Source organism: Pseudomonas sp. NPDC099000, assembly GCF_044759925.1.
In the GTDB taxonomy this organism is placed as follows: Bacteria; Pseudomonadota; Gammaproteobacteria; order Pseudomonadales; family Pseudomonadaceae; genus Aquipseudomonas.
Map to the genome: position 1 here is coordinate 44,117 of NZ_JBIWAF010000012.1, position 22,550 is coordinate 66,666.

The 22,550-nt window shown below is 61.8% G+C and carries 22 protein-coding genes and 1 pseudogene; 18 read left to right on the forward strand and 5 right to left on the reverse strand.

What is annotated here, in order from left to right; all coding sequences use genetic code 11:
• The first annotated feature begins 2 nt into the window (after window positions 1-2).
• From ACIQV9_RS16090 to ACIQV9_RS16170, 17 genes are all read left to right on the forward strand, one after another.
• The gene (locus ACIQV9_RS16090; protein ID WP_403103174.1) at window positions 3-257 is read left to right on the forward strand and encodes an acyl carrier protein; all 255 of its coding nucleotides are present in this window, start codon (window positions 3-5) and stop codon (window positions 255-257) included.
• A complete protein-coding gene (locus ACIQV9_RS16095) occupies window positions 254-799 on the forward strand; it encodes a hypothetical protein (protein ID WP_403103177.1) in 546 nt (181 codons plus the stop codon). The genes ACIQV9_RS16090 and ACIQV9_RS16095 overlap by 4 nt, the downstream gene beginning before the upstream one ends.
• Window positions 796-2,475: an AMP-binding protein gene (locus tag ACIQV9_RS16100; protein ID WP_403103180.1), complete on the forward strand. Its 1,680-nt coding sequence runs from the start codon at window positions 796-798 to the stop codon at window positions 2,473-2,475. The genes ACIQV9_RS16095 and ACIQV9_RS16100 overlap by 4 nt, the downstream gene beginning before the upstream one ends.
• 163 nt (window positions 2,476-2,638) lie before the next feature.
• Window positions 2,639-3,373: a glycosyltransferase family 2 protein gene (locus ACIQV9_RS16105; protein WP_403103183.1), complete on the forward strand. Its 735-nt coding sequence runs from the start codon at window positions 2,639-2,641 to the stop codon at window positions 3,371-3,373.
• Complete coding sequence (locus ACIQV9_RS16110) at window positions 3,370-4,317, forward strand: glycosyl transferase (protein WP_403103187.1); 948 nt, start codon at window positions 3,370-3,372, stop codon at window positions 4,315-4,317. Before ACIQV9_RS16105 ends, ACIQV9_RS16110 begins: the two co-directional genes overlap by 4 nt.
• The gene (gene hutH / locus ACIQV9_RS16115) at window positions 4,298-5,842 is read left to right on the forward strand and encodes a histidine ammonia-lyase (protein WP_403103190.1); all 1,545 of its coding nucleotides are present in this window, start codon (window positions 4,298-4,300) and stop codon (window positions 5,840-5,842) included. The genes ACIQV9_RS16110 and hutH overlap by 20 nt, the downstream gene beginning before the upstream one ends.
• Entirely contained in the window at window positions 5,835-6,260 is a 426-nt protein-coding gene (locus ACIQV9_RS16120) for an acyl-CoA thioesterase (protein ID WP_403103193.1), read from the forward strand. The genes hutH and ACIQV9_RS16120 overlap by 8 nt, the downstream gene beginning before the upstream one ends.
• Window positions 6,257-6,859 carry an outer membrane lipoprotein carrier protein LolA gene (locus ACIQV9_RS16125; protein WP_403103196.1) on the forward strand — a complete coding sequence of 201 codons (603 nt, stop codon included), beginning with the start codon at window positions 6,257-6,259 and terminating at the stop codon, window positions 6,857-6,859. Before ACIQV9_RS16120 ends, ACIQV9_RS16125 begins: the two co-directional genes overlap by 4 nt.
• On the forward strand, window positions 6,843-9,182 hold the full coding sequence (locus ACIQV9_RS16130) for an MMPL family transporter (protein WP_403103199.1): 2,340 nt from the start codon (window positions 6,843-6,845) through the stop codon (window positions 9,180-9,182). The genes ACIQV9_RS16125 and ACIQV9_RS16130 overlap by 17 nt, the downstream gene beginning before the upstream one ends.
• Window positions 9,179-10,339, forward strand: a complete 1,161-nt coding sequence (locus tag ACIQV9_RS16135; protein WP_403103202.1) for a sodium:proton antiporter — start codon at window positions 9,179-9,181, stop codon at window positions 10,337-10,339. The genes ACIQV9_RS16130 and ACIQV9_RS16135 overlap by 4 nt, the downstream gene beginning before the upstream one ends.
• Window positions 10,326-11,573: an NAD(P)/FAD-dependent oxidoreductase gene (locus tag ACIQV9_RS16140; protein WP_403103204.1), complete on the forward strand. Its 1,248-nt coding sequence runs from the start codon at window positions 10,326-10,328 to the stop codon at window positions 11,571-11,573. Before ACIQV9_RS16135 ends, ACIQV9_RS16140 begins: the two co-directional genes overlap by 14 nt.
• Window positions 11,570-12,052: a hypothetical protein gene (locus tag ACIQV9_RS16145; protein WP_403103207.1), complete on the forward strand. Its 483-nt coding sequence runs from the start codon at window positions 11,570-11,572 to the stop codon at window positions 12,050-12,052. The genes ACIQV9_RS16140 and ACIQV9_RS16145 overlap by 4 nt, the downstream gene beginning before the upstream one ends.
• The gene (locus ACIQV9_RS16150; protein WP_403103209.1) at window positions 12,049-13,245 is read left to right on the forward strand and encodes a beta-ketoacyl-[acyl-carrier-protein] synthase family protein; all 1,197 of its coding nucleotides are present in this window, start codon (window positions 12,049-12,051) and stop codon (window positions 13,243-13,245) included. The genes ACIQV9_RS16145 and ACIQV9_RS16150 overlap by 4 nt, the downstream gene beginning before the upstream one ends.
• Window positions 13,242-13,706 carry a hotdog family protein gene (locus ACIQV9_RS16155; RefSeq protein ID WP_403103211.1) on the forward strand — a complete coding sequence of 155 codons (465 nt, stop codon included), beginning with the start codon at window positions 13,242-13,244 and terminating at the stop codon, window positions 13,704-13,706. The genes ACIQV9_RS16150 and ACIQV9_RS16155 overlap by 4 nt, the downstream gene beginning before the upstream one ends.
• A complete protein-coding gene (gene fabG / locus ACIQV9_RS16160; RefSeq protein WP_403103214.1) occupies window positions 13,699-14,427 on the forward strand; it encodes a 3-oxoacyl-ACP reductase FabG in 729 nt (242 codons plus the stop codon). Before ACIQV9_RS16155 ends, fabG begins: the two co-directional genes overlap by 8 nt.
• Window positions 14,427-15,653 (forward strand): beta-ketoacyl-ACP synthase, encoded by a 1,227-nt coding sequence (locus ACIQV9_RS16165; protein WP_403103218.1) that lies wholly within the window; start codon window positions 14,427-14,429, stop codon window positions 15,651-15,653. Before fabG ends, ACIQV9_RS16165 begins: the two co-directional genes overlap by 1 nt.
• Window positions 15,654-15,680: 27 nt before the next feature.
• Window positions 15,681-16,502 carry a hypothetical protein gene (locus ACIQV9_RS16170; protein WP_403103221.1) on the forward strand — a complete coding sequence of 274 codons (822 nt, stop codon included), beginning with the start codon at window positions 15,681-15,683 and terminating at the stop codon, window positions 16,500-16,502.
• A 190-nt stretch (window positions 16,503-16,692) separates the two neighbouring features.
• Here the strand turns inward: ACIQV9_RS16170 and ACIQV9_RS16175 are convergent, their stop codons facing one another.
• From ACIQV9_RS16175 to ACIQV9_RS16185, 3 genes and pseudogenes are all read right to left on the reverse strand, one after another.
• Window positions 16,693-16,980: an addiction module antidote protein gene (locus ACIQV9_RS16175; protein ID WP_131061443.1), complete on the reverse strand. Its 288-nt coding sequence runs from the start codon at window positions 16,978-16,980 to the stop codon at window positions 16,693-16,695.
• Window positions 16,977-17,283, reverse strand: a pseudogene (locus ACIQV9_RS16180) (type II toxin-antitoxin system RelE/ParE family toxin). The gene ACIQV9_RS16175 and the pseudogene ACIQV9_RS16180 overlap by 4 nt, the downstream one beginning before the upstream one ends.
• A gap of 77 nt (window positions 17,284-17,360) precedes the next feature.
• Entirely contained in the window at window positions 17,361-18,263 is a 903-nt protein-coding gene (locus ACIQV9_RS16185) for a LysR family transcriptional regulator (protein ID WP_223488453.1), read from the reverse strand.
• 118 nt (window positions 18,264-18,381) lie between these two features.
• Here ACIQV9_RS16185 and ACIQV9_RS16190 point away from each other — a divergent pair, with 118 nt between their 5' ends.
• Entirely contained in the window at window positions 18,382-19,656 is a 1,275-nt protein-coding gene (locus ACIQV9_RS16190) for an MFS transporter (RefSeq protein ID WP_403103225.1), read from the forward strand.
• Window positions 19,657-19,828: 172 nt separating this feature from the next.
• Here ACIQV9_RS16190 and hemE read toward each other — a convergent pair whose 3' ends face one another.
• Together hemE and ACIQV9_RS16200 are read right to left on the reverse strand one after the other, a co-directional pair.
• Window positions 19,829-20,896 carry a uroporphyrinogen decarboxylase gene (gene hemE, locus ACIQV9_RS16195; protein ID WP_403103228.1) on the reverse strand — a complete coding sequence of 356 codons (1,068 nt, stop codon included), beginning with the start codon at window positions 20,894-20,896 and terminating at the stop codon, window positions 19,829-19,831.
• A 227-nt stretch (window positions 20,897-21,123) separates the two neighbouring features.
• Complete coding sequence (locus ACIQV9_RS16200) at window positions 21,124-22,542, reverse strand: FAD-dependent oxidoreductase (RefSeq protein WP_403103231.1); 1,419 nt, start codon at window positions 22,540-22,542, stop codon at window positions 21,124-21,126.
• Window positions 22,543-22,550 lie beyond the last annotated feature (8 nt).

Sequence of the window (22,550 nt, forward strand, 5' to 3'; positions counted from 1 at the left end):
CCATGCAAACTCGTGACGACATTTTCAACACCCTGCGCGATGCCTTGGTCGAACTCTTCGAGCTGGCCCCTGAGCGCGTGAGCCTCGAATCCAACCTGTATCAGGACCTGGAAATCGACAGCATCGACGCCGTCGACCTGATCGATCACATCAAGCGTCAGACCGGCAAGAAAATCGCCGCCGAAGAATTCAAATCGGTGCGTACCGTCAGCGACGTGGTCGAGGCGGTCTACCGTCTGGTTCAACCGGCCGCATGAGTCGACTGATCGGCCTTGGCCTGTTGCTGGCGGGCTTGTTGTACCCCTTTGCGGTGTATTTCGGCATGGAACACTTTGCTCCGTGGCAGTTCGGTCTGCTGCTGGGCAGCCTGTGGCTGGCGCGGGCGCTGCTGGGTGCGCGTCGCCCCGGCAGCCTGTGGATGGCGCTCACCGCGATTGGCTTCTGCCTGTTGCTGGCGTTATTCGACAGCCCGTTGTTGCTGCGTTGGTACCCGGTGCTGATCAGCGCCTTCATGCTGGGGCTGTTCGGCCTGAGCCTGAAAGTCGGGCCGCCGATGGTTGAACGCCTGGCGCGCCTGCGTGAGCCGCACTTGCCGGCCAAGGCGATTGTTTACACCCGCCAGGTGACCGTCGTCTGGTGTGTGTTTTTCCTCTGTAACGGTTTGCTCGCCGCCGCCCTGACCCTGTGGGCGCCTCTGAGTTGGTGGATGTTGTACACCGGCCTGATTTCCTATGGATTGATGGGCCTGCTGTTTGCCATTGAATGGCTCATACGACAACGGGTACGAGGCCACCCATGAATTGGATATCACTTGAGCAGCTGTTGCTCAAGGCACAGCCGCAGCGTGCCATTGCGGCCGAACCGGCGTTGAATCACGCACAGCTGTGCGAACAGGCGTTGAGCCTCGCGGCCGGCCTGCAATCCCAGGGCGTGCAGCGCATCGCCGTGCACCTTGAAGACGCCGCTGACCTGGCGATTGCCCTGCTCGGCGCCTGGCGTGCCGGGGTCAGCGTGCTGCTGCCTGCCGACCTGCAACCGCAGACTCGCCAACGCTGGTCGAGCGAAGTCGATCTGTGGCTGACCGACCTGGCCGATGACGCGCATCTCACCGACTATCGGCAGGCGCCCCTGTCCCCCGCCGCACTGGATCTGGACACCTGCCAGCTGAGCCTGTGTACTTCCGGTTCCAGCGGCGAACCCAAGCGCATCGACAAGACTCTGCGCCAGCTCGCCAATGAAGTTCAGGCGCTGGAGCAGCTCTGGGGTGCCGACCTGGGCCAGGCGTGCATCATCGGCAGTGTCGCCACCCAGCACATCTACGGTTTGCTGTTTCGGGTGCTGTGGCCGCTGTGCGCCGGGCGCCCGTTCGTGCGCAAGCAACTGGCCTTCCCGGAAGACTTGCAGCGCGCCAGCCGCGAACACCCGGTGTTCGCCTGGGTCGCCAGCCCGGCGCTGCTCAAGCGCATGGGCGACAACCTCGACTGGCCGGCATTGAGTGCGGTTCGCCGGGTATTTTCTTCCGGCGGAGCCTTACCGGCCGAGGCTGCGCAAAGTCTTTACGAACGCCTGCAACAATGGCCGACGGAAATCCTCGGCAGCTCGGAAACCGGCGGCATCGCCTGGCGTCAGGGCCATGATCTCTGGCAACCGTTTGCTGACGTCGTGCTGAGCCAAGACAACGAGGGTGCGCTGCTGATCGCCTCGCCCTACTTGCCCGCCGGCCATATCGAACACACTGCCGATGCCGCCAGGATCGCTGCCAACGGCCGATTCGAACTGCTCGGACGGCTGGACCGGATCGTCAAACTGGAAGAAAAACGTATCTCGTTGCCGATGCTGGAAAAGGCGCTGATGGAGCATGACTGGGTCGCAGATGCGCGCCTCGGTGTAGTCCAGGAAAACCGCGCCTCGCTGGGCGCGCTGCTGGTGCTGACGGACGCAGGCCTGCATGCCTTGCGCAATCAGGGCCGCCGCACTTTGACGCAAGAACTGCGTCAGCACCTGGGCCAGCACTGCGAAGCCCTGGCCCTGCCACGACGCTGGCGGTTGCTGCGGCAATTGCCCCTGAACGCTCAAGGCAAACTGCCTCAGGCCGAGGTCGAAGCCTTGCTGCTGGCCCCCCGCCCGAAAGCGCCGGAAGTGTTGGAACAGGTCGAAGTCGATGGCGAATGGAGCCTGCAACTGGCCGTTCCGCCGGACCTCGCCTACTTCAGCGGACACTTCCCGCAAACGCCGGTATTGCCCGGTGTGGTGCAGGTGGATTGGGCGCTGAGCCTCGGCCAGCAATTGATGGATCTGCCCGCTAAATTCGCCGGTATGGAAGTGCTGAAATTCCAGCAACTGGTGCGCCCGGGTGATGAAGTCCAACTGCACCTGCGCTTTGACCCGGAACGCAGCAAATTGTACTTCGCCTATCGCAATGAAACCGCGACCTGCTCCAGTGGGCGGATTTTGCTGGAGGCTACCAGTGGATAAGTTGAGATCCCCTGTAGCAACTGCCGAAGGCTGCGTCCGAGTGCTAAGCGCTCGCATGGCAACCACCACCATTTTTCCGAAATACCGCACATGCCGGTTTACGCCCGCTTCGCGGCCGAACGCAGGCTTCGCCAGCGGCTACAAGGGTGAGGTGTGACCCGGAATGCATAACCCCTGCGCAATCATCCCGGTCTACAACCACGAAACCGCGATCACCACGGTGGTCGACGCGCTGATCGCCAGTGGCCTGCCGTGCATTCTGGTGGACGATGCCAGCGATCAACCCTGTGCCAAAGTACTCGACCAACTGGCCCGGCGCGAAATGGTTTACCTGATCCGCCTCACCGCCAACCAAGGCAAGGGCGGTGCGGTCATGACCGGCCTGCGCGAAGCCTCGCGCCTGGGATTCAGCCACGCTTTGCAGGTGGACGCCGACGGCCAGCACGACCTGCAAGATGTCGCGACCTTCATCGCACAATCACGCGCTCATCCCAAAGCGGTGATCTGCGGTTATCCACAATACGACGCCAGCGTGCCGAAAGGCCGGTTGTACGCCCGCTACCTGACGCACGTCATGGTCTGGATCAACACGCTTTCCTTGCAGATCCGCGATTCCATGTGCGGTTTCCGCGTCTACCCATTGCCACCGACCCTGGCGCTGATCGACTCGGCGAAGATCGGCAAACGCATGGACTTCGACTCGGACATTCTCGTGCGTCTGGCCTGGCGCAATCAGCCGATGCAGTGGTTGCCGACCAAGGTCCATTACCCGCTGGACGGTGTCTCGCATTTCCGTATGTTCCACGACAATGTGCTGATTTCGAGCATGCACACCCGGCTGTTCTTCGGCATGTTGCTGCGGGCACCGGTGATCCTCTGGCGACGGTGGCGAGCATGAGCATCAACGCAGACAAAGAGCACTGGGCCGACCGTCAGGAACGCGGCAGTTTCTGGCTGATGAAACTCACCGCGTTCGGCGCCAAAGTGCTGGGCCGGCGGCTGCTGAGTCCGCTGCTGTACGGCATCGTTTTGTACTTTTTCCTGTTCGGTCGCAGCGCCCGCCGCAGCGCCTGGCAATACCAGCAGCGCCTCGCGGACTGGAGCGCACGCCCGCAATTGCGTCCGACCCACTGGCGAGTGTTCAGCCAGTTCATGGCCTTCGCCGATTCGATGCTCGACAAGCTCGATGTGTGGAACGGCAAGCTGAGCATCGAGCACATCGAAATCGTCGACCCGGCTCTGCTGCGCACTCAGCTGCGCGGCACTCGCGGGCAGATGCTGGTGGGCGCGCACCTGGGCAATCTCGAAGTCTGCCGCGCGCTGGCGGAGATCGGCGAGAAAGTCACGATGAACGTGCTGGTGCACACCAAGCATGCCGAGCAGTTCAACCGTTTGCTGGGCGAAGCCGGCGCGACCAATCTGAGGCTGATTCAGGTCAGTGAGCTGGACCCGGTGATCATGCTGCAACTGCATGAACGCCTGGAGCGCGGCGAGTGGCTGGCGATTGCCGGCGACCGTGTGCCCCTGCATGGCGGACGTAGCGTGACCGTTGACTTCCTCGGTCATCAGGCCGCGTTTCCGCAAGGGCCGTGGCTGCTGGCCGGCTTGCTGAAATGCCCGATCAATCTGCTGATGTGCCTGAAGAAACCGTCGGGCCAATATCGAGTCACCCTCGAGCCGTTTGCCGAGGCCGTGGTGTGGAAACGCAGCGACCGCGAACAGGTCATTCATCAGTGGGCCTCCCGCTACGCCGAACGCCTGGGTCACTATTGCCTTGAAGCGCCCCAACAATGGTTCAACTTTTACCCTTTCTGGAAGACCGATGACGACGCCAACGCTTGAGCCGGTAACCTTCGGCGAACTCCCTTTGCGCATCGAAGACGTGCTGGCCGCGGCCAACCGTCAGGTGCCGACGCAGTTGCAAAGCGACCCTGCGTACCGCGAACGCATTGCCAAGGGCGCGCGATTCCTCGATTCCCTGCTGGACAAGGAAGGCGTGATTTATGGCGTGACCACCGGTTACGGCGACTCCTGCGTGGTCGCGGTGCCGCTGCATCACGTCGAGGCGTTGCCCCGTCATCTGTACACGTTCCACGGCTGCGGCCTGGGCAAATTGCTCGACGCCCAGGCCACTCGCGCCGTCCTGGCGGCGCGTTTGCAGTCGCTGTGCCACGGCGTGTCCGGGGTGCGCGTGGAACTGCTGGAGCGCCTTCAGGCGTTCCTCGAACACGACATCCTGCCGCTGATCCCGGAAGAAGGGTCGGTGGGCGCCAGCGGTGATCTGACGCCGCTCTCTTACGTCGCCGCAACCTTGTCCGGCGAGCGCGAAGTGATGTTCCGTGGCGAACGTCGCCAAGCCGCCGATGTTCACCACGAACTCGGCTGGACACCGCTGGTGCTGCGCCCGAAAGAAGCCCTGGCGCTGATGAACGGCACCGCCGTGATGACCGGCCTCGCGTGTCTGGCCTACGCCCGCGCCGATTATCTGCTGCAACTGGCCACCCGCATCACCGCGTTGAACGTGGTCGCCCTGCAAGGCAACCCCGAGCACTTCGACGAGCGCCTGTTCGCCACCAAACCGCATCCGGGGCAGATGCAAGTCGCCGCGTGGCTGCGCAAGGATCTGGCGATCGACGCGCCGACGGCACCGCTGCATCGCCTGCAAGACCGTTATTCCCTGCGTTGTGCGCCGCACGTGCTCGGCGTTCTGGCCGACAGCCTGAACTGGCTGCGTTCGTTCATCGAGATCGAGCTCAACAGCGCCAACGACAACCCGATCATCGACGCCGAGGCCGAACGCGTGCTGCACGGCGGGCACTTCTACGGCGGCCACATTGCGTTCGCCATGGATAGCCTGAAAAACCTGGTGGCCAACGTAGCCGATCTGCTGGACCGGCAACTCGCGCTGCTGGTGGACGAGCGTTACAACCATGGTTTGCCGAGCAACCTGTCCGGCGCCACGGCGGACCGCGCGATGCTCAATCACGGCTTCAAGGCCGTACAGATCGGCACCAGTGCCTGGACCGCCGAAGCGCTGAAAAACACCATGCCGGCCAGCGTCTTCTCGCGCTCCACCGAGTGCCACAACCAGGACAAGGTGAGCATGGGCACCATCGCCGCCCGCGATGCGATCCGTGTGCTGGAGCTGACCGAACAGGTCGCCGCCGCTACTTTGCTCGCCGCCAACCAAGGCGTGTGGCTGCGCAGCAAGGCCGAGGACGCGCGACCGTTGCCACCCGCCCTCGCCGCGATGCACGAAGAATTGGCCAAAGAGTTCCCGCCGGTCATCGAAGACCGCGCGCTGGAAGGCGAATTGCGCCTGTGCCTGCAACGCATCGCCGAGCAACACTGGAGGCTGCATGCGTAGCAAGGGAGTGCTTCACACCGATACGGAAATCCTCGTGCCGTTCTTTGACGTCGACACCATGAACGTCGTCTGGCACGGCCATTACGTCAAATACCTGGAAGTCGCCCGTTGTGCGCTGCTGGACAAGATCGGCCACAACTACACCGCCATGGTCGAGTCGGGGTACGCCTGGCCGGTGATTGACCTGCAATTGCGCTATGTGCGCGGCGCCGTGTTCGGCCAGAAGCTGAACGTGCGGGCCAATCTGGTGGAGTGGGAGAACCGTCTGAAGATCAATTACCTGATCAGCGACCTGCAAACCGGTGAGCGATTGACCCGCGCCAGTTCCGTACAGGTGGCCGTCGACATGAGCAGCCGCGAGATGCAGCTGGCCTCGCCGAAGATCTTTACCGATGCCGTTGAAAGGATGCTGGCATGAACCCGTTTTTCAAATACCTCGGCGCATTGGCGCTGCTCGGACTGTCTTCGATTGCTCACGCCTTCGATTTGCAACAACTCAGCGATCAACTGGCCAAACCCGATGTGATCCACGGCAATTTCATCCAGGAAAAACACCTGCGCGCGTTACCCAAGCCGCTGACCAGCAAGGGCACCTTCGTCCTCGCGAAAAACCACGGCTTGCTCTGGTTGCTGAAGACCCCGCTGCAACAGGATTACCGCATCACCGGCAAAGGCATTGCCCGCCGTGACGCCAGCGGTTGGCAAATGCTCCCGAGCAAAAGCGCCGGCGCCGAACAGAACCGTTTGTTCCTCGCTGTACTGCAAGGCGACAGCAGCGGATTGCAAAGAGACTTCGAACTGTCCCTGAGCGGCGACGCGCAGAACTGGAAACTGACGCTGATCCCGCGCTCATTGCTGCTCAAGCAGGTGTTCAACCAGATCAACATCACCGGCAGCCAATTGGTGCACAGCATCGAACTGCTGGAAACCCAGGGCGACAGCACGCTGTTGCGCATGCAGGACAGCACCAGCACCCAACCGTTGAGCGACGCGGAGCAACATGACTTTGCCGAGTGAACGCAGACTTCCATGGCTGTTCCTGATCCTCCTGCTGGCGGTGCTCGCGCTCGCCGGCTGGCAATGGCGCGACGGCGCACCGCTGTCGGCCAACCTGATGGAGCTGGTGCCGGGCACAACGCCGGACGCGCTGGAACTGCGCGCCGAACAACGCATGCAAGAACCGCTGAACCGGGAAATGCTGGTGTTGGTGGGCCATAAAGATCGCCCGCAAGCCATCGCCATGGCGCAGAGACTGGGCGAGCAGTGGCAGGCCAGCGGTTTGTTCGAGAAGGTTCAGTGGAACCTGCAAGCCGACTTGCCGGCGCTGCGCACGCAACTGCTGCAAGGCCGACTGTCGATGCTCTCGGCGATGGATCGGCAGCAGCTGATCGAACATCCCGACGCCTTTATCCAGCAGCGGGTGCAAGCCCTGTTCGACCCTTTCACCGGCTTCAGCCTGGTGCCGAGCCAGGATGACTGGCTCGGGCTGACCGGGCGCATCCAGAACAGCCAGCCGCAACATGGCGCCGTGCAACTGGACATCGGCAGCGGTGCGCTGGTGGCCGATGCCGACGGCAAGAGTTGGGTGTTGCTGCGAGCCAAAACCACGGGCAACGCCTTCGACATGAACCTGCCACTGCAAGTGGCTGACCTGCTTGAACGCAGCCGCGAAGAAGCCGCCCAGGCCGATGTGCAACTGCTCGCCGCCAGCGGTCTGCTGTACGCGGCCAGCGGTCAGCAACAAGCCACCCGCGAGATGACGTGGGTCGGTGGCGGCGCCACCGTCGGCATTCTGTTGCTGCTGTTGCTGGCCTTCCGGCGCTGGCGTGTCTTGCTGGCGTTTGTCCCGGTGTTGGTGGGGATGCTGTTCGGCGGCGTGGCGTGCGTGGCGCTGTTCGGTCACATGCATGTGATGACGTTGGTGCTGGGTTCGAGCCTGATCGGCGTGGCCGTCGATTACCCGCTGCATTACCTGTCGAAAAGCTGGAGCATGAAACCCTGGAACAGCTGGCCGGCGTTACGCCTGACCCTGCCTGGCCTGACGCTGAGCCTGATCACCAGTTGCATCGGCTACCTGGCCCTGGCCTGGACGCCGTTCCCGGCCCTGACCCAGATTGCCGTGTTCTCCGCCGCCGGCCTGCTCGGCGCCTATTTGTCCGCAGTGTGCTTGCTACCCGCGCTGCTCAAGGGCGTGAACCTGCGACCGGCGCGATGGCCGCTGCGCGTCAGCGAGTGTTTGCTGAACCTGCGCGAAGCGCTGCTCAAACACGTGAGCACGCCGGTGTTGCTGGCGCTGTTGATTGCTTTCTGCGTCGGCGGTCTGTTGCAACTCGACAGCAAAAACGATATCCGCCAGTGGATCGGCGCACCGCAGCAATTGACCGACGAAGCCCGGACCATTGCGCGCATCACCGGTTATCAGCCAACCAGCCAGTTCTTCCTGGTGCGCGCGGCTAATCAGCAGGAACTGCTCGAACGCCAGACCGCACTCAGCGAGCGGCTGGATCAGTTGGTCAACCTGGAAAAACTCCAGGGATACCTGTCGCTCAATCAACTGGTCAGCCAGCCGAGCGAGCAGCGCAAAGTGCGCGAAGCGTTGAGCAAGTTGCCACAGTTCTGGCAGCCCTTGCTCGACCTCGGCGTGCCGGCAGAAGCGCTGCAAGCCGAGCTTGCAACGTTGCAGACGCTGCCCGCCGAAGACATCGACGCCGCGCTGGTCGGTCCGCTGGCGGAACCTTATCGCACCCTGTGGCTGGGGCCGACCGATGACGGCGTGGCGGCGATGGTCAGCCTGCAAGGCCTGAACAACCCTTCGCTGCTACGCGTACAGGCGCTGGACTTGCCGGGCGTCGAATTGGTCGACCGTCTCGGTGAACTGAACAGCGTTTTCGCGGCGACACAGATCAGCGCGGCGGAGCTGAAACTCGCCTCCTGCGTGTTGATCGTGCTGGTGCTGATCCTGCCCTTTGGCTTCGGTGGGGCGCTGCGCATCGTCTCGCTGCCCTTGCTGGCCGCGCTGTGCAGCCTGGGCAGTCTCGGTTGGCTGGGTCAGCCGCTGACGCTGTTCAGCCTGTTTGGCCTGCTGCTGGTGACGGCAATCAGTGTCGATTACGCGATCCTCATGCGCGAACAGGTCGGCGGTGCTGCCGTGAGCCTGCTGGGCACCTTGCTGGCAGCGGTGACCACATGGCTTTCGTTCGGTCTGCTGGCGGTGTCCAGCACGCCGGCAGTGAGCAATTTCGGTCTGTCGGTGAGCCTCGGCCTGGCCTTCAGTTTCATCCTGGCGCCGTGGGCCGGACGCCAAGTGCATGCCGCCGCCGTCGTGGAGCCAGCAGCATGATGATCGCCTTGTTTTGGCTGATGGCCCTGACGATGTTCGCCGTGGCCACCCACGTGGGTCGTCGCTTCGGCCTGATCCCGATCGTCAGCCAGTTGCTGCTGGCGACCTTCGGTCTGCCGCTGCTGATGTACTTCTGGATCGAACCGGGCTGGCAACTCAGCGGCGCCGAACTGATCTCGCCGGTTTGGCTGAAAAACCTCTACAGCCTCGGTTTTGCCTTGTTGCTGGGAAACATCCTCAGCGATGTGATCGATCTGCGGCTGGATCGCCAAAGCCTGAAAATCGCCCTGCCGAGTTTTTGCATTCCGTTCGCCTGTGGGCTGGCGACAGCGGTGTGGCTGTTGCCGCCGCAACCATGGATCAGCTCGCTGGCGGTCGGCCTGGTGTTCGCCATCACCGCCATTCCGGTGTTGTTTTTGTACCTGAGATACATCAACTACCCACCCGCTGCGACCCGTCGGCTGGTGCAAACCGCGATCCTCATCGACCTCACGTGCTGGACGCTGTTCGGCTTTGCCCAAGGCAGCCTGCACCTGAGCAGTCTGCTGCTGCCGCTGGCCGGCGCCTGCCTGCCGTTGCTCCTGCGTTTGCTGGGTTTGCGCCAACCGTTGCTGCACAGCGGCTGCTTCTTTGCGCTGCTGGTGGTCGCCGAACACTTCAAGCTCAATGCACTGATTTTCGGCATCGGTTATCTGCTGTGCATGGCCGCGCTGAAAGTGCCGCTGGTGTTGCCGTTGCCGGCGATCTGGATGAACCGTTTGCAAACCTGGATCGCCATCCCGCTGATCCTCACCTTCGGCATCGTGCAGATCAATGTCCACGCGGCCATGGCCAGTCTCGGCTGGGTGCAGTTGGCGGCGCTGCTGCTGTTGCCGATTGCCAGCAAACTGCTGGGCAACTGGCTCGGCCTCGGCTGGGCCGGCGCTTCATTTGAAGGCGCCAGTCGCTGGCGCGAAAGCCTGCTGCTCAATATTCGCGGTTTGAGTGAGATCGTCTTTCTCAACCTGCTGCTGCAACAACAGCTGATCAGCCCGGCGCTGTACTTCGCGCTGATGGTGATGGGCCTGATCGCCACACTGCTGCCGGCACTCGCCGGCATGCACCAAACCCCTTTGAATATCGCCGCCCCGGCAAGGAGCCCCCGTGCCAACAGTTGAAATGGAACGTCGCCAGGTTGTTGTCATTGGCGCAGGTCCTTCGGGCGCCATTGCCGCCGCGCTGCTCAAGCGCAAAGGCCACGATGTGCTGATGATCGAACGCCAGCACTTCCCACGGTTTTCCATCGGTGAAAGCCTGTTGTCGCACTGCCTGGATTTCGTCGAAGAAGCCGGCATGCTCGAGGCCGTGAACGCCGCCGGGTTCCAGATGAAAAACGGTGCCGCGTTCGCCTGGGGCGAGCACTACAGCGCCTTTGATTTTGGCGATACCTTCAGCAACGGCAAGCCGACCACTTTCCAGGTCCAGCGTGCCGATTTCGACAAACTGCTGGCCGATCAGGCCGCGCTGCAAGGCGTGGAAGTGCGCTACGGCGAAGCCATCGTCAGCGCCGATTTCGACCTGCCGAAGCCGCAGCTCGATGTGCTTCGCGAGGATGGCAGCCAGTACCGTGTCGAAGCTGATTTTGTGCTCGATGCCAGCGGCTACGGTCGCGTGTTGCCACGCCTGCTGGACCTTGAAGCTCCGTCGAATTTCCCGGTGCGTCAGGCGGTGTTCACCCACATCGAAGACCACATCGACAGCCCGACCTTTGAGCGCGAAAAGATCCTTATCACCACCCATCCGACCCATCGCGACATCTGGTTCTGGACCATTCCGTTCAGCAACGGCCGGTGCTCGGTGGGCGTGGTCGCGGCCGCCGAACACTTCGAAGGCCGCATGGAGAATCTGGACGATTGCCTGCGCGGCTTCATCGCTGAAACCTCGAGCCTGGCCGGCGTCCTGGAAAACGCCGTGTGGGACACGCCGGCCCGCACCATCGGCGGTTACTCGGCCAACGTCAAAACCTTGCACGGCCCGGGCTTTGCGTTGCTCGGCAACGCCGCAGAATTCCTCGACCCGGTATTTTCCTCCGGCGTGACCATCGCCATGCGCTCGGCCAGCATGGCTGCCGGCGTTTTGCATCGGCAACTGCAAGGTGAAAGCGTCGACTGGCAGACCGAGTTCGCCGCACCGCTCAAGCGTGGCGTCGACACGTTCCGTTGCTACGTCGAAGGCTGGTACGCGGGGACTTTCCAGGATGTGATTTACCATCCAGGCAGCTCAGCGGATATCCGCCGTATGATCAGTGCGATCCTCGCCGGTTATGCCTGGGACGAGCGCAATCCGTTCGTCAGCGAACCCAAGCGGCGGCTGCGCGTGTTGTCCGAACTTTGCGCAAGAGATGTCACATGATCCGTTACCTGCTTTTGGGTTGCCTTCTGCTACTGAGCGCTTGCGCCAGCCAGGCGCCGCTGCCCGGGCAAACCGAAAACCTGCCGTTGCCGCAACAACTGCACATTCAGCGCCTGCTGGCTGATCAGCGTCAGGACTGGGTGCTGGTGATCGCGCGTGAAGGCCCGGGCATTCGCTGGTCCATGATGGACTTGCTGGGTATTCCGCAGGCACGCCAGAAACTGATCGATGGCCAGTGGCAAGCCGACGGCCTGCTGCCACCGAATCCGGAAGCAAGGGAATTGTTCGCCGCGTTACTGTTCGCGCTGACCCCGCAAGGCGAATTGCAGAGCAACTACCCCGACGCCTGGCAACATGGCTCGCAACGCTCCCTGCCCGCTCGCTGGGACGTGCATTACTCGCAACACCTGAGATTTGAGTTGAACCTGCCTAAAGGTCCGAAGTACCTGGTGACGCCCCTGAGCGGGGAAACGCCATGACCGCCTATCTGAACGCCCTCGGGGTGATCTGCGCCCTGGGTCGCGACAAACAGGAAGTCGCCCGCAACCTGTTTGCCGGCGATTGCTCCGGCATGCGCAGCGAATCCGGCTGGGTGCCGGAGCGATCTTTACCGGTGGCGTCGGTGCGTGGCGAACTGGCCCCGATCCCGCCGGAACTGGCCGAGCAAAGCAGCCGCAACAACCAACTGCTGCTGGAAGCCGCGCTGCAAATTCGCGATGACATTGATCAAGCGATCCAGACTTACGGCCGTGATCGAATCGGTGTGATCCTGGGCACCAGCACCTCCGGCATCGATGAGGCCAGCCGTGGCCTGGCCCATTACATTCGCGAACATGAATTCCCCGCCGATTACGACTATCAGCAGCAGGAACTCGGCGCGCCGGCAAATTTCCTCGCCGACTGGCTGCAATTGAGCGGCCCGGCGTATGTGATCTCGACTGCTTGCACTTCCAGCGCCCGGGCGTTGATGAGTGCCCAGCGGCTGCTGGATCTGGGTATGTGCGATGCCGTGCTGTGCGGCGGCGTCGACAGTTTGTGCAAACTGACCCTCAACGGCTTTTCGGCCCTGGAAGCGGTGTCCGAGCAGCGCTGCAACCCGTTTTCGGTCAACCGCAACGGCATCAATATCGGCGAAGCCGCCGTGCTGTTTCTGATGAGCAAAAAGGCCGGTGACAGGCAACCGATTGCCCTGCTCGGCAGCGGCGCCAGTTCCGATGCGCACCACATCTCGGCGCCGGAACCGACCGGCCGGGGCGCCCTGCAAGCGATGAGCAAAGCCCTGAACCGCGCGAATTTGCAACCCGATCAAATCGGCTATCTGAACCTGCACGGCACCGCGACCCAACACAACGACGCGATGGAAAGCCTGGCGGTCTCGGCCCTGTTCCCGCATGGCGTGCCCTGCTCTTCCACCAAGCCGATGACCGGACATACGCTCGGCGCTGCCGGCGCCCTGGAAGCGGCGTTCTGCTGGTTGAGCCTGAGCGCGGACAACCTGGAAAACCTTTTGCCGCCGCATGTCTGGGACGGTCAGCCCGACCCCGACTTGCCGGCCTTGCAGTGGGTGACCCCGCCCCATCGCCTGACGTCCATTGCACCTCGCTACCTGATGAGCAATTCCTTTGCCTTCGGTGGCAACAACGTCAGCCTGATTATCGGAGACGCCCCATGATTGACTGGCCGCTCGCCGAGCTGCTGCCGCACGCTGGCGACATGATCCTCATCGATCAGATCCTGGCGTTCGATGACGAGCAGATTCACACCCGTCTCACCGTCAAGCCCGGTGGCCTGTTCAACCGTCCCGACGGCAGCCTGCCGGCGTGGGTCGGCATCGAACTGATGGCCCAGAGCGTCGCGGCCTACGCCGGTTGCCATGCGCGCCAGCGCGGTGATGCGGTGGCGCTGGGCTTCTTGCTTGGCACCCGAAAATTCGAATGCAACGTGGAGCACTTCCCGGCGGGCACCGAGCTGATCATCCACGGGTTGCGCTCGCTGGAAGACGACAACGGCATGGGCGTGTTCGAATGCCACATCAACGCCCCCGGCATTCACGCCACCGCCCGCCTGAACGTGTTCCGCCCGCCTCAGGCCGCTCAATACCTTCATGAATCCCAAGGAGCCAGCCATGACTGAATCCGTACTGGTCACCGGTTCCAGCCGCGGCATCGGCCGCGCCATCGCATTGCGTCTGGCCCAGGCCGGGCACGACATCGTGCTGCATTGCCGCAGCGGCCTGGCCGACGCCATCACCGTTCAGGGCGAAATACAGGCGCTGGGGCGCAATGCTCGAATTTTGCAATTCGACGTCTCCGACCGTGCCAGCTGCAAAGCCATTCTCGAAGCCGACGTGGAAGCTCATGGCGCCTATTACGGCGTGGTGCTGAACGCCGGCCTGACGCGCGACGGTGCTTTTCCGGCGCTGAGCGAGGATGATTGGGATGTGGTGATGCGCACCAACCTCGACGGTTTCTACAACGTGCTGCACCCGGTGATGATGCCGATGATCCGGCGTCGCGCGGCCGGGCGGATTGTCTGCATCACCTCGGTTTCCGGGTTGATCGGCAATCGTGGCCAAGTCAACTACAGCGCCTCCAAGGCCGGTTTGATCGGCGCAGCGAAAGCGTTGGCGATCGAACTGGGCAAGCGCAAAATCACCGTCAACTGTGTCGCACCCGGCCTGATCGACACAGCCATGCTGGACGAAAACGTGCCGGTGGAAGAACTGATGAAAATGATTCCCGCACAGCGCATGGGCACCCCGGAAGAGGTGGCCGGCGCGGTGAATTTCCTGATGTCGGCGGAAGCCTCGTACATCACCCGGCAGGTTCTGGCCGTCAACGGAGGCCTTTGCTGATGAAGCGCGTCGTCGTCACCGGCATGGCCGGCATCACCTCACTGGGCAGCGACTGGAACACCATCGCCGGCCACTTCGCGGCCAACCGCAGCGGTATTCGGCGGATGGACGAGTGGGATCGGTTCACCGAACTCAACACGCGTCTGGCCGGGCCCATCGACGACTTTAAAGTCCCGAGTCACTGGACCCGCAAGCAACTGCGCAGCATGGGCCGGGTCTCGCGTCTGGCGGTCGGCGCATCTGAGCAGGCGCTGGCCGACGCCGGACTGTTGGGTAACCCGATCATCAAGGATGGGCGCATGGGCGTCGCCTGCGGCTCCTCTACCGGCAGCACCGACGAGATCAAGGCGTTCGGCAACATGCTGCTCAACTCGGTGGCCGAAGGCCTGAACGCCAACTCCTACGTGCGGATGATGCCGCACACCACCGCCGCGAATATCAGCATCTTCTTCGGCCTCACCGGCCGGCTGATCCCGACGTCCAGCGCCTGCACCAGCGGCAGCCAGGGCATCGGTTATGCCTACGAGTCGATCAAGTTTGGTCGCTTGCCATTGATGCTCGCCGGCGGCGCCGAAGAGCTGTGCCCGACCGAAGCCATGGTCTTCGACGCGCTCTACGCCACCAGCCTGAAAAACGATGCGCCGCAGACTTCCCCACGCCCATACGACAGCGGCCGCGATGGGCTGGTGATCGGTGAAGGCGGCGGCATGCTGGTGCTCGAAGAGCTTGAACATGCGTTGGCACGCGGTGCGCACATCCATGCCGAACTCGTCGGCTTCGGCAGCAACGCCGACGGCCAGCACACCACCCGTCCAGAACAGGTCACCATGCGCCGGGCCATGGAACTGGCGCTGGAAGACGCCGGGCTGCAGCCTTCAGACATCGGCTACGTCAATGGTCACGGCACGGCGACAGAACAGGGCGACATTGCCGAAACACTAGCCACCAGCGCGTTGTTCGGCGAGCACATGCCGATCAGTTCGCAGAAGAGCTTCCTCGGTCACACCCTGGGCGCCTGCGGTGCGCTGGAGTCCTGGTTCAGCATCGAAATGATGAACCGCGACCTGTACGTGCACACGTTCAACCTCGACGAGGTCGATCCGCACTGCGGCAAGCTCGACTACCTGCGTGGCGAGTTCCGCCAGATGAGTAATGAGTACGTGATGAACAACAATTTCGCTTTCGGTGGCGTCAACACCTCGTTGATTTTCCGTCGCTGGCACTGATCTGAAAAAACGTCTGGAGTGAAGGGAATGACTCGGTTTCAGCGCATCGGCGCAGTATTCACCCTGGCCGTTACGCTGAGTGGCTGCACCAGCCCGGTGTACACCGCCAAGGAAAACTTCCCCGGCGACAAGGGCATGAGCGATGACCGAATGAGTCGCGCCATCGTCACCGCTCTGATCGAGCGCCGATGGACCGTGCAGTCGGCGCGCCCTGGCATGATCAAAGCGGCCATCACCGTGCGCGACCGGCACCACGCCGAAATCGACATCCCCTACACCTCCACCTCGTTCGAAATGGACTACCGCGACAGCCGCGGCCTGGACTACAAGGACGGCAGGATCCACGGCACCTACAACCGCTGGATCAACTACCTGCGCGACGACGTGGTCAAGCAACTGGCCTCCGACCCGGACGCTGATCAAGTCTTCGCGTCGCAAGGCGCCTATGAACCCACCTACCAGGACTTCCAGGAAGGCGTGAAACGCGCCACCGAAGTCGGCCTGCTGGACGGCAGCGTCAAGTTCTACCTGGCGGGAGAAGCGCTGCCGACGCAGGTGCGCAAGCTGAATGCGGTGAGCAGCAGCCGAAGAGCCGACGACAACGAAGACAAATCCGCTGAGGATTCCTGCTACTGGGCGTTGCAATCGACCTTGGCGACCTTGCAGAGCAAAGCCAAAAAGGCCGGTGCCAATGCCGTGATCAATATTGCGGGTATCAACAAGCGCGACCTGAGTAAAGACACCGGGAAATACCAGTGCAGTGACGACGGGGAGAGACCCGGGCTGGAGGCACTTAAGGCGGTGGTGTCCGGGGTGGCATTGCGTGGGGATCTGGTGCAGGTTGACTGAGGCGGCCACTTCAGAACGACAAAGGGCGCCTTTCGGCGCCCCTTCACAAACAGGTTGGCTTGTCATCGCCCTGTACCTGTCCGGCTCTGCGATGGCTGGTTACCCAGGATCCTCAGAGTCTCACAAGCCCCATTCGGGAACGGGGGGAGTATTGCTCAAGACACCACTAGTCGTCTTTTTTTGTTTTGACTCATGTACTTGCGTGTAACTTCAGTCCTAAAGCCTTCATAACTTTAAGAATGGTACCGAACTCCGGATTGCCTTCACCCGAAAGTGCACGGTAAAGGCTTTCCCGAGAGAGCCCCGCATCCCGTGCGACCTGGGTCATGCCCCGAGCACGCGCGATAGTCCCGAGTGCTCTGGCGATAAATGCTGGATCATCTCCCGCCTCTTCCATGCTAGCGTCAAGATAATTGGCCATGTCCTCTTCGGTCTTGAGGTACTCGGCAGAGTCCCAGCGAGTGAATTGTTCGGTCATGGGTTTTGCTCCTGCCAGGATTTTGCAATGAGCCTGGCTTTGTTTGATGTCACGTGTTTGGCTGCTTTTGTCACCTCCGCAAAGGAGGATGACTAACTGACGACCTTGCTGCATGAAGTAGACCCGATAACCGGGGCCGTAATCTATGCGGATTTCACTCAACCCTTCCCCGATGCCTTTCACATCACCGAATTGCCCATCGGCCATACGATCGATTCGCACCTGAATACGCATCCTGGCGCGGCTGTCGGCCAGCTTCAATAGCCAGCCGGAAAATGTTGAGCTTCGAAGGATTTCGGTCATGCAGCGAGTGTAGCTCTTGAGCCACACCTGCTCAACCAGGAATTTCAATCAGCCGTAATTCTATGATCGCAAAACAGTCACGACTTCAACGGCTCAACCTTCCTCGTCAACAACTCCACAAACGCCTTGGCCATCGGTGATTTCTGATCCTTGCGCTGCACCAGCCACACCGCCGACACCGCTTCCGGATCGAGCAATGGCCGATACACTACCCCGTCGATACGCATCCGCTGATAAGACGCCGGCAACACCGACACGCCCAAGCCCGCCGCCACCAACCCGATAATGGTCATCGCCTCGCCCGCCTCTTGTGCGAAGTGCGGGCTAAAACCGGCATCGCGGGCCAGGCTGAGCAACTGTGCGTACAGACCACTGCCATAACTGCGTGGGAAAAATACGAACGGTTCGAGGGCCAATGCCGACAGGAACAAGCCTTCTTCACTGCCGTTGACCAGCGGATGCTTGGAGCTGAGCACTGCCACCAGCGGCTCACGCATCAGTTCTACGACGCTGAGGGAATCCGGCAACCCCAGCGGTCGCATGATGCCGACTTCAATCGACTCATCGACCAGCGCGTCGGCCACTTGGGTGCTGCTCATCTCCCGCAGGTTCAAATGCACGGCCGGGAAGCGCTGGCGAAACGAGAAAATTGCCTGGGGGATGGTCGAGTTAAAGGGCGCCGACGAGGTGAAGCCAATTTTCAGTTCGCCCAACTCACCCAGCTGCGCACGCCGTGCCACATCAGCCGCTTTATCGACCTGCGCCAGCACCAGCCGCGCTTCTTCCAGAAACAAGCGACCGGCTTCGCTGAGTTCGACCCGACGATTGGTTCGCTCGAACAGCCGCGCCCCCACCTCTTGTTCCAGCGCCTGAATCTGCTGGCTCAGGGGTGGTTGCGAGATGCCCAGCACTTGGGCGGCGCGGCCGAAGTGCAGCTCCTCGGCGACAGCGATGAAGTAGCGCAGGTGACGCAATTCCATGAAAACTCCATTAGGTCGTAAAACCTATCAAACAGGTCGAACAATATATTGGATTGAATCATTAGGCAGCTATATGCTTTTTTCATTGCCTGACCGGCTGCGCCCTCCGAGGTCCGAAGTGAAAACTGCTGTCGCCCCCCTTGCCCATGAAGTTCCGCCCGCCGCGGTGGACGATGTTGTCGCCGAATTGAAAGAGATCTACATCGAGAAAGGCACGCCGATGTTCATGCGCACGGTGCTGGCGCTGTTCTCCGGCGGCTTTGCGACTTTCGCTTTGCTCTACTGCGTGCAGCCGATGATGCCGCTGCTGTCCCACGAGTACTCGATCAATGCGGCGCAGAGCAGCCTGATCCTGTCAGTGGCCACCGGCATGCTCGCCATCGGGTTGCTGATCACCGGCCCGATTTCCGACCGGGTCGGACGCAAACCGGTGATGGTGGCGGCCTTGTTCGCCGCCGCGCTGTGCACCATGGCCAGCGCGATGATGCCGAGCTGGCAAGGCGTGCTGGTGATGCGTGCGTTGATCGGGTTGTCGTTGAGCGGCCTGGCGGCGGTCGCCATGACGTACCTGAGCGAAGAGATTCACCCGCAGCACATCGGCTTGGCGATGGGCTTGTACATCGGCGGCAACGCGATTGGCGGGATGAGCGGCCGCTTGATCACCGGCGTGCTGATCGACTTCGTCAGCTGGCACACGGCAATGCTGGTGATCGGCGGTCTGGCGCTGATCGCGGCGACGGTGTTCTGGAAAATCCTCCCCGAATCACGCAACTTCCGCGCCCGCTCGCTGCACCCGCGCAGTCTGGTTGATGGCTTCACCATGCACTTTCGCGACGCCGGTTTGCCGCTGCTGTTCCTTGAAGCGTTTGTGCTGATGGGCGCGTTTGTCACCCTGTTCAACTACATCGGCTATCGCTTGCTGGCCGAGCCGTACCACATGGACCAGGTCTTTGTCGGTCTGCTGTCGGTGGTGTACCTGTCGGGTATCTACAGCTCGGCGAAAATCGGCGCCTTGGCCGACCAACTCGGCCGTCGCAAAGTGCTATGGGCGACGATCGCGCTGATGCTCGCAGGCCTTGCACTGACCATGTTGACGCCGCTGCCGGTGGTGATCATCGGGATGCTGATCTTCACCTTCGGCTTCTTCGGCGCTCATTCTGTGGCGAGTAGCTGGATTGGGCGTCGTGCGATCAAGGCGAAGGGGCAGGCTTCGTCGCTGTACCTGTTCAGCTATTACGCCGGGTCGAGTATTGCGGGAACGGCGGGCGGGGTGTTCTGGCACTTGGGCGGGTGGAACGGGATCGGGTTGTTCATTGGCGGGTTGCTGGTGATTGCGCTGTTGGTGGCGTTGAAGCTGGCGAAGTTGCCGCCATTAGGCGATGTAAGGGCCTGATGCAAAAACCTGTGGGAGCGGGCTTGCCCGCGATAGCAACAGTTGATCCAGCACAGGTGTTGTATGTGATGACGCCATCGCGGGCAAGCCCGCTCCCACAGTGATCAAGTACAACCTGATACCTCACACAAAAACGCCCGGCATAAGCCGGGCGTTTTTTATTGGGCGACGATCACTCGTGATACTGCGCCGACAGCTCATGCACCGCACGCAGGAAGGCGCCAGCATGTTCCGGGTCGACTTCCGGCGTGATGCCATGGCCGAGGTTGAACACGTGGCCGCTGCCCTTGCCGTAGCTGGCGAGGATGCGGCCGACTTCAGTGCGGATGGCTTCTGGCTTGGCGTAGAGCACGGTTGGGTCCATGTTGCCTTGCAGCGCGACTTTGCTGCCGACGCGATCACGGGCATTGCCGATGTCGCAGGTCCAGTCCAGGCCCAAAGCATCAGCGCCAGCGTCGGCGATGCTTTCCAGCCACAGGCCGCCGTTCTTGGTGAACAGGATGACCGGCACTTTTCGGCCTTCGTGTTCGCGGATCAGGCCGCTGACGATTTTGCGCATGTAGGCCAGGGAGAATTCCTGATACGCCGCCGCCGAGAGGTTGCCGCCCCAGGTGTCGAAGATCTGCACCGCTTGCGCACCGGCCATGATCTGGCCGTTGAGGTAGCTGGTGACCGACTGCGCGAGCTTGTCCAGCAGCAGGTGCATGGCTTGCGGGTTGTCGTAGAGCATCGCCTTGGTCTTGCGGAAGTCTTTCGAAGAACCGCCTTCGACCATGTAGGTGGCCAGGGTCCATGGGCTGCCGGAGAAGCCGATCAGCGGCACGCGACCGTTCAGTTCGCGGCGAATGGTGCTGACCGCGTCCATGACGTAGCCGAGGTCTTTGTGCGGATCAGGAATCGGCAGGGCTTCGATGTCAGCCAGGGTGCTGACGACTTTCTTGAAGCGCGGGCCTTCACCGGTTTCGAAGTACAGGCCCTGGCCCATGGCGTCCGGGATGGTGAGGATGTCGGAGAACAGGATCGCCGCGTCCAGTTGTGGATAGCGGTCGAGCGGTTGCATCGTGACTTCGCAAGCGAACTCCGGGTTCATGCACAGGCTCATGAAGTCACCGGCCTTGGCACGGCTGGCGCGGTATTCCGGCAGGTAGCGACCGGCCTGACGCATCATCCATACCGGCGTGACGTCTACGGGTTGCTTGAGCAGGGCGCGAAGGAAACGGTCGTTCTTCAGGGCAGTCATGTCGGCATCCGGAAAAAAAGTGCGGGCATTTTCTCAGAGCGCGACGCAAAAGGCACGGCAAGAGCCGTGCCTTTTGTCTATCGGGTCAATTTGTCGCGGTTTGCACATGCTCGATCTACGTTGATGCGACCGGCCCTTTCGCGGGCAAGCCTCGCTCCTACAGGGTTTACGCGATCCCTGTAGGAGCGAGGCTTGCCCGCGAATGGAGCGACGTCGATCAAGCAGATTTACACGCCCAGGTAATCCAGGATCCCTTCAGCGGCATTACGCCCTTCGAAGATCGCCGTCACCACCAGGTCAGAACCGCGAACCATGTCGCCACCGGCGAAGATTTTCGGGTTGCTGGTCTGGTGTTTGTACTGACCTTGTTCCGGCGCCACAACGCGGCCCTGGCTGTCGGTCTGGATGCTGAACTGCTCGAACCACGGCGCCGGGCTTGGACGGAAACCGAAGGCGATGACCACGGCGTCGGCCGGGATGATCTCTTCGGAGCCCGGGATCGGCTCGGGGCTGCGACGGCCACGGGCGTCCGGTTCGCCGAGACGGGTCTCGACCACCTTCACGCCTTCGACCTTGTCTTCACCGACAATGGCAATCGGCTGGCGGTTGTAGAGGAATTTCACGCCTTCTTCCTTGGCGTTCTTCACCTCTTTGCGCGAGCCCGGCATGTTCGCTTCGTCTCGACGATAAGCGCAGGTCACCGACTTGGCGCCCTGGCGGATCGAAGTCCGGTTGCAGTCCATCGCCGTGTCGCCGCCGCCCAGCACCACGACCTTCTTGCCTTTCATGTCGACGAAATCTTCCGGCGACTTTTCAAAGCCCAGGTTGCGGTTGACGTTGGCAATCAGGAAGTCGAGCGCGTCATGCACGCCCGGCAGATCTTCACCGGCAAAGCCGCCCTTCATGTAGGTGTAGGTGCCCATGCCCATGAACACGGCATCGTATTCTTCGAGCAGTTGCTCGACGGTCACGTCCTTGCCCACTTCGGTGTTCAGACGAAACTCGATGCCCATGCCGGTGAAGACTTCGCGACGATTGCTCAGCACGGTCTTTTCCAGCTTGAACTCCGGGATGCCGAAGGTCAGCAGACCGCCGATTTCCGGGTTCTTGTCGAACACCACCGGGGTCACGCCGCCGCGTACCAGCACGTCGGCACATCCCAAGCCTGCCGGGCCTGCGCCGATCACCGCAACACGTTTACCGGTCGGTATGACCTTGGACATGTCCGGGCGCCAGCCCATGGCGAACGCCGTGTCGGTGATGTACTTCTCGACTGAACCGATGGTCACCGCGCCGAAGCCGTCGTTGAGGGTGCAGGCACCCTCGCACAGACGATCCTGAGGACAAACCCGGCCGCACACTTCCGGCAGGGTGTTGGTCTGGTGCGACAGCTCGGCGGCCTGAAGAATGTTGCCCTCGGCCACCAGCTTCAGCCAGTTCGGAATGAAGTTGTGCACCGGGCACTTCCATTCGCAATACGGGTTACCGCAACCCAGGCAGCGGTGGGCCTGATCGGCCGAATGCTGGGGTTTGAAGGGTTCGTAGATCTCCACGAACTCTTTCTTGCGTTGACGCAACAGTTTCTTCTTCGGATCTTTGCGCCCGACGTCGATGAACTGGAAGTCGTTATTCAGACGTTCAGCCATTGTTAAAA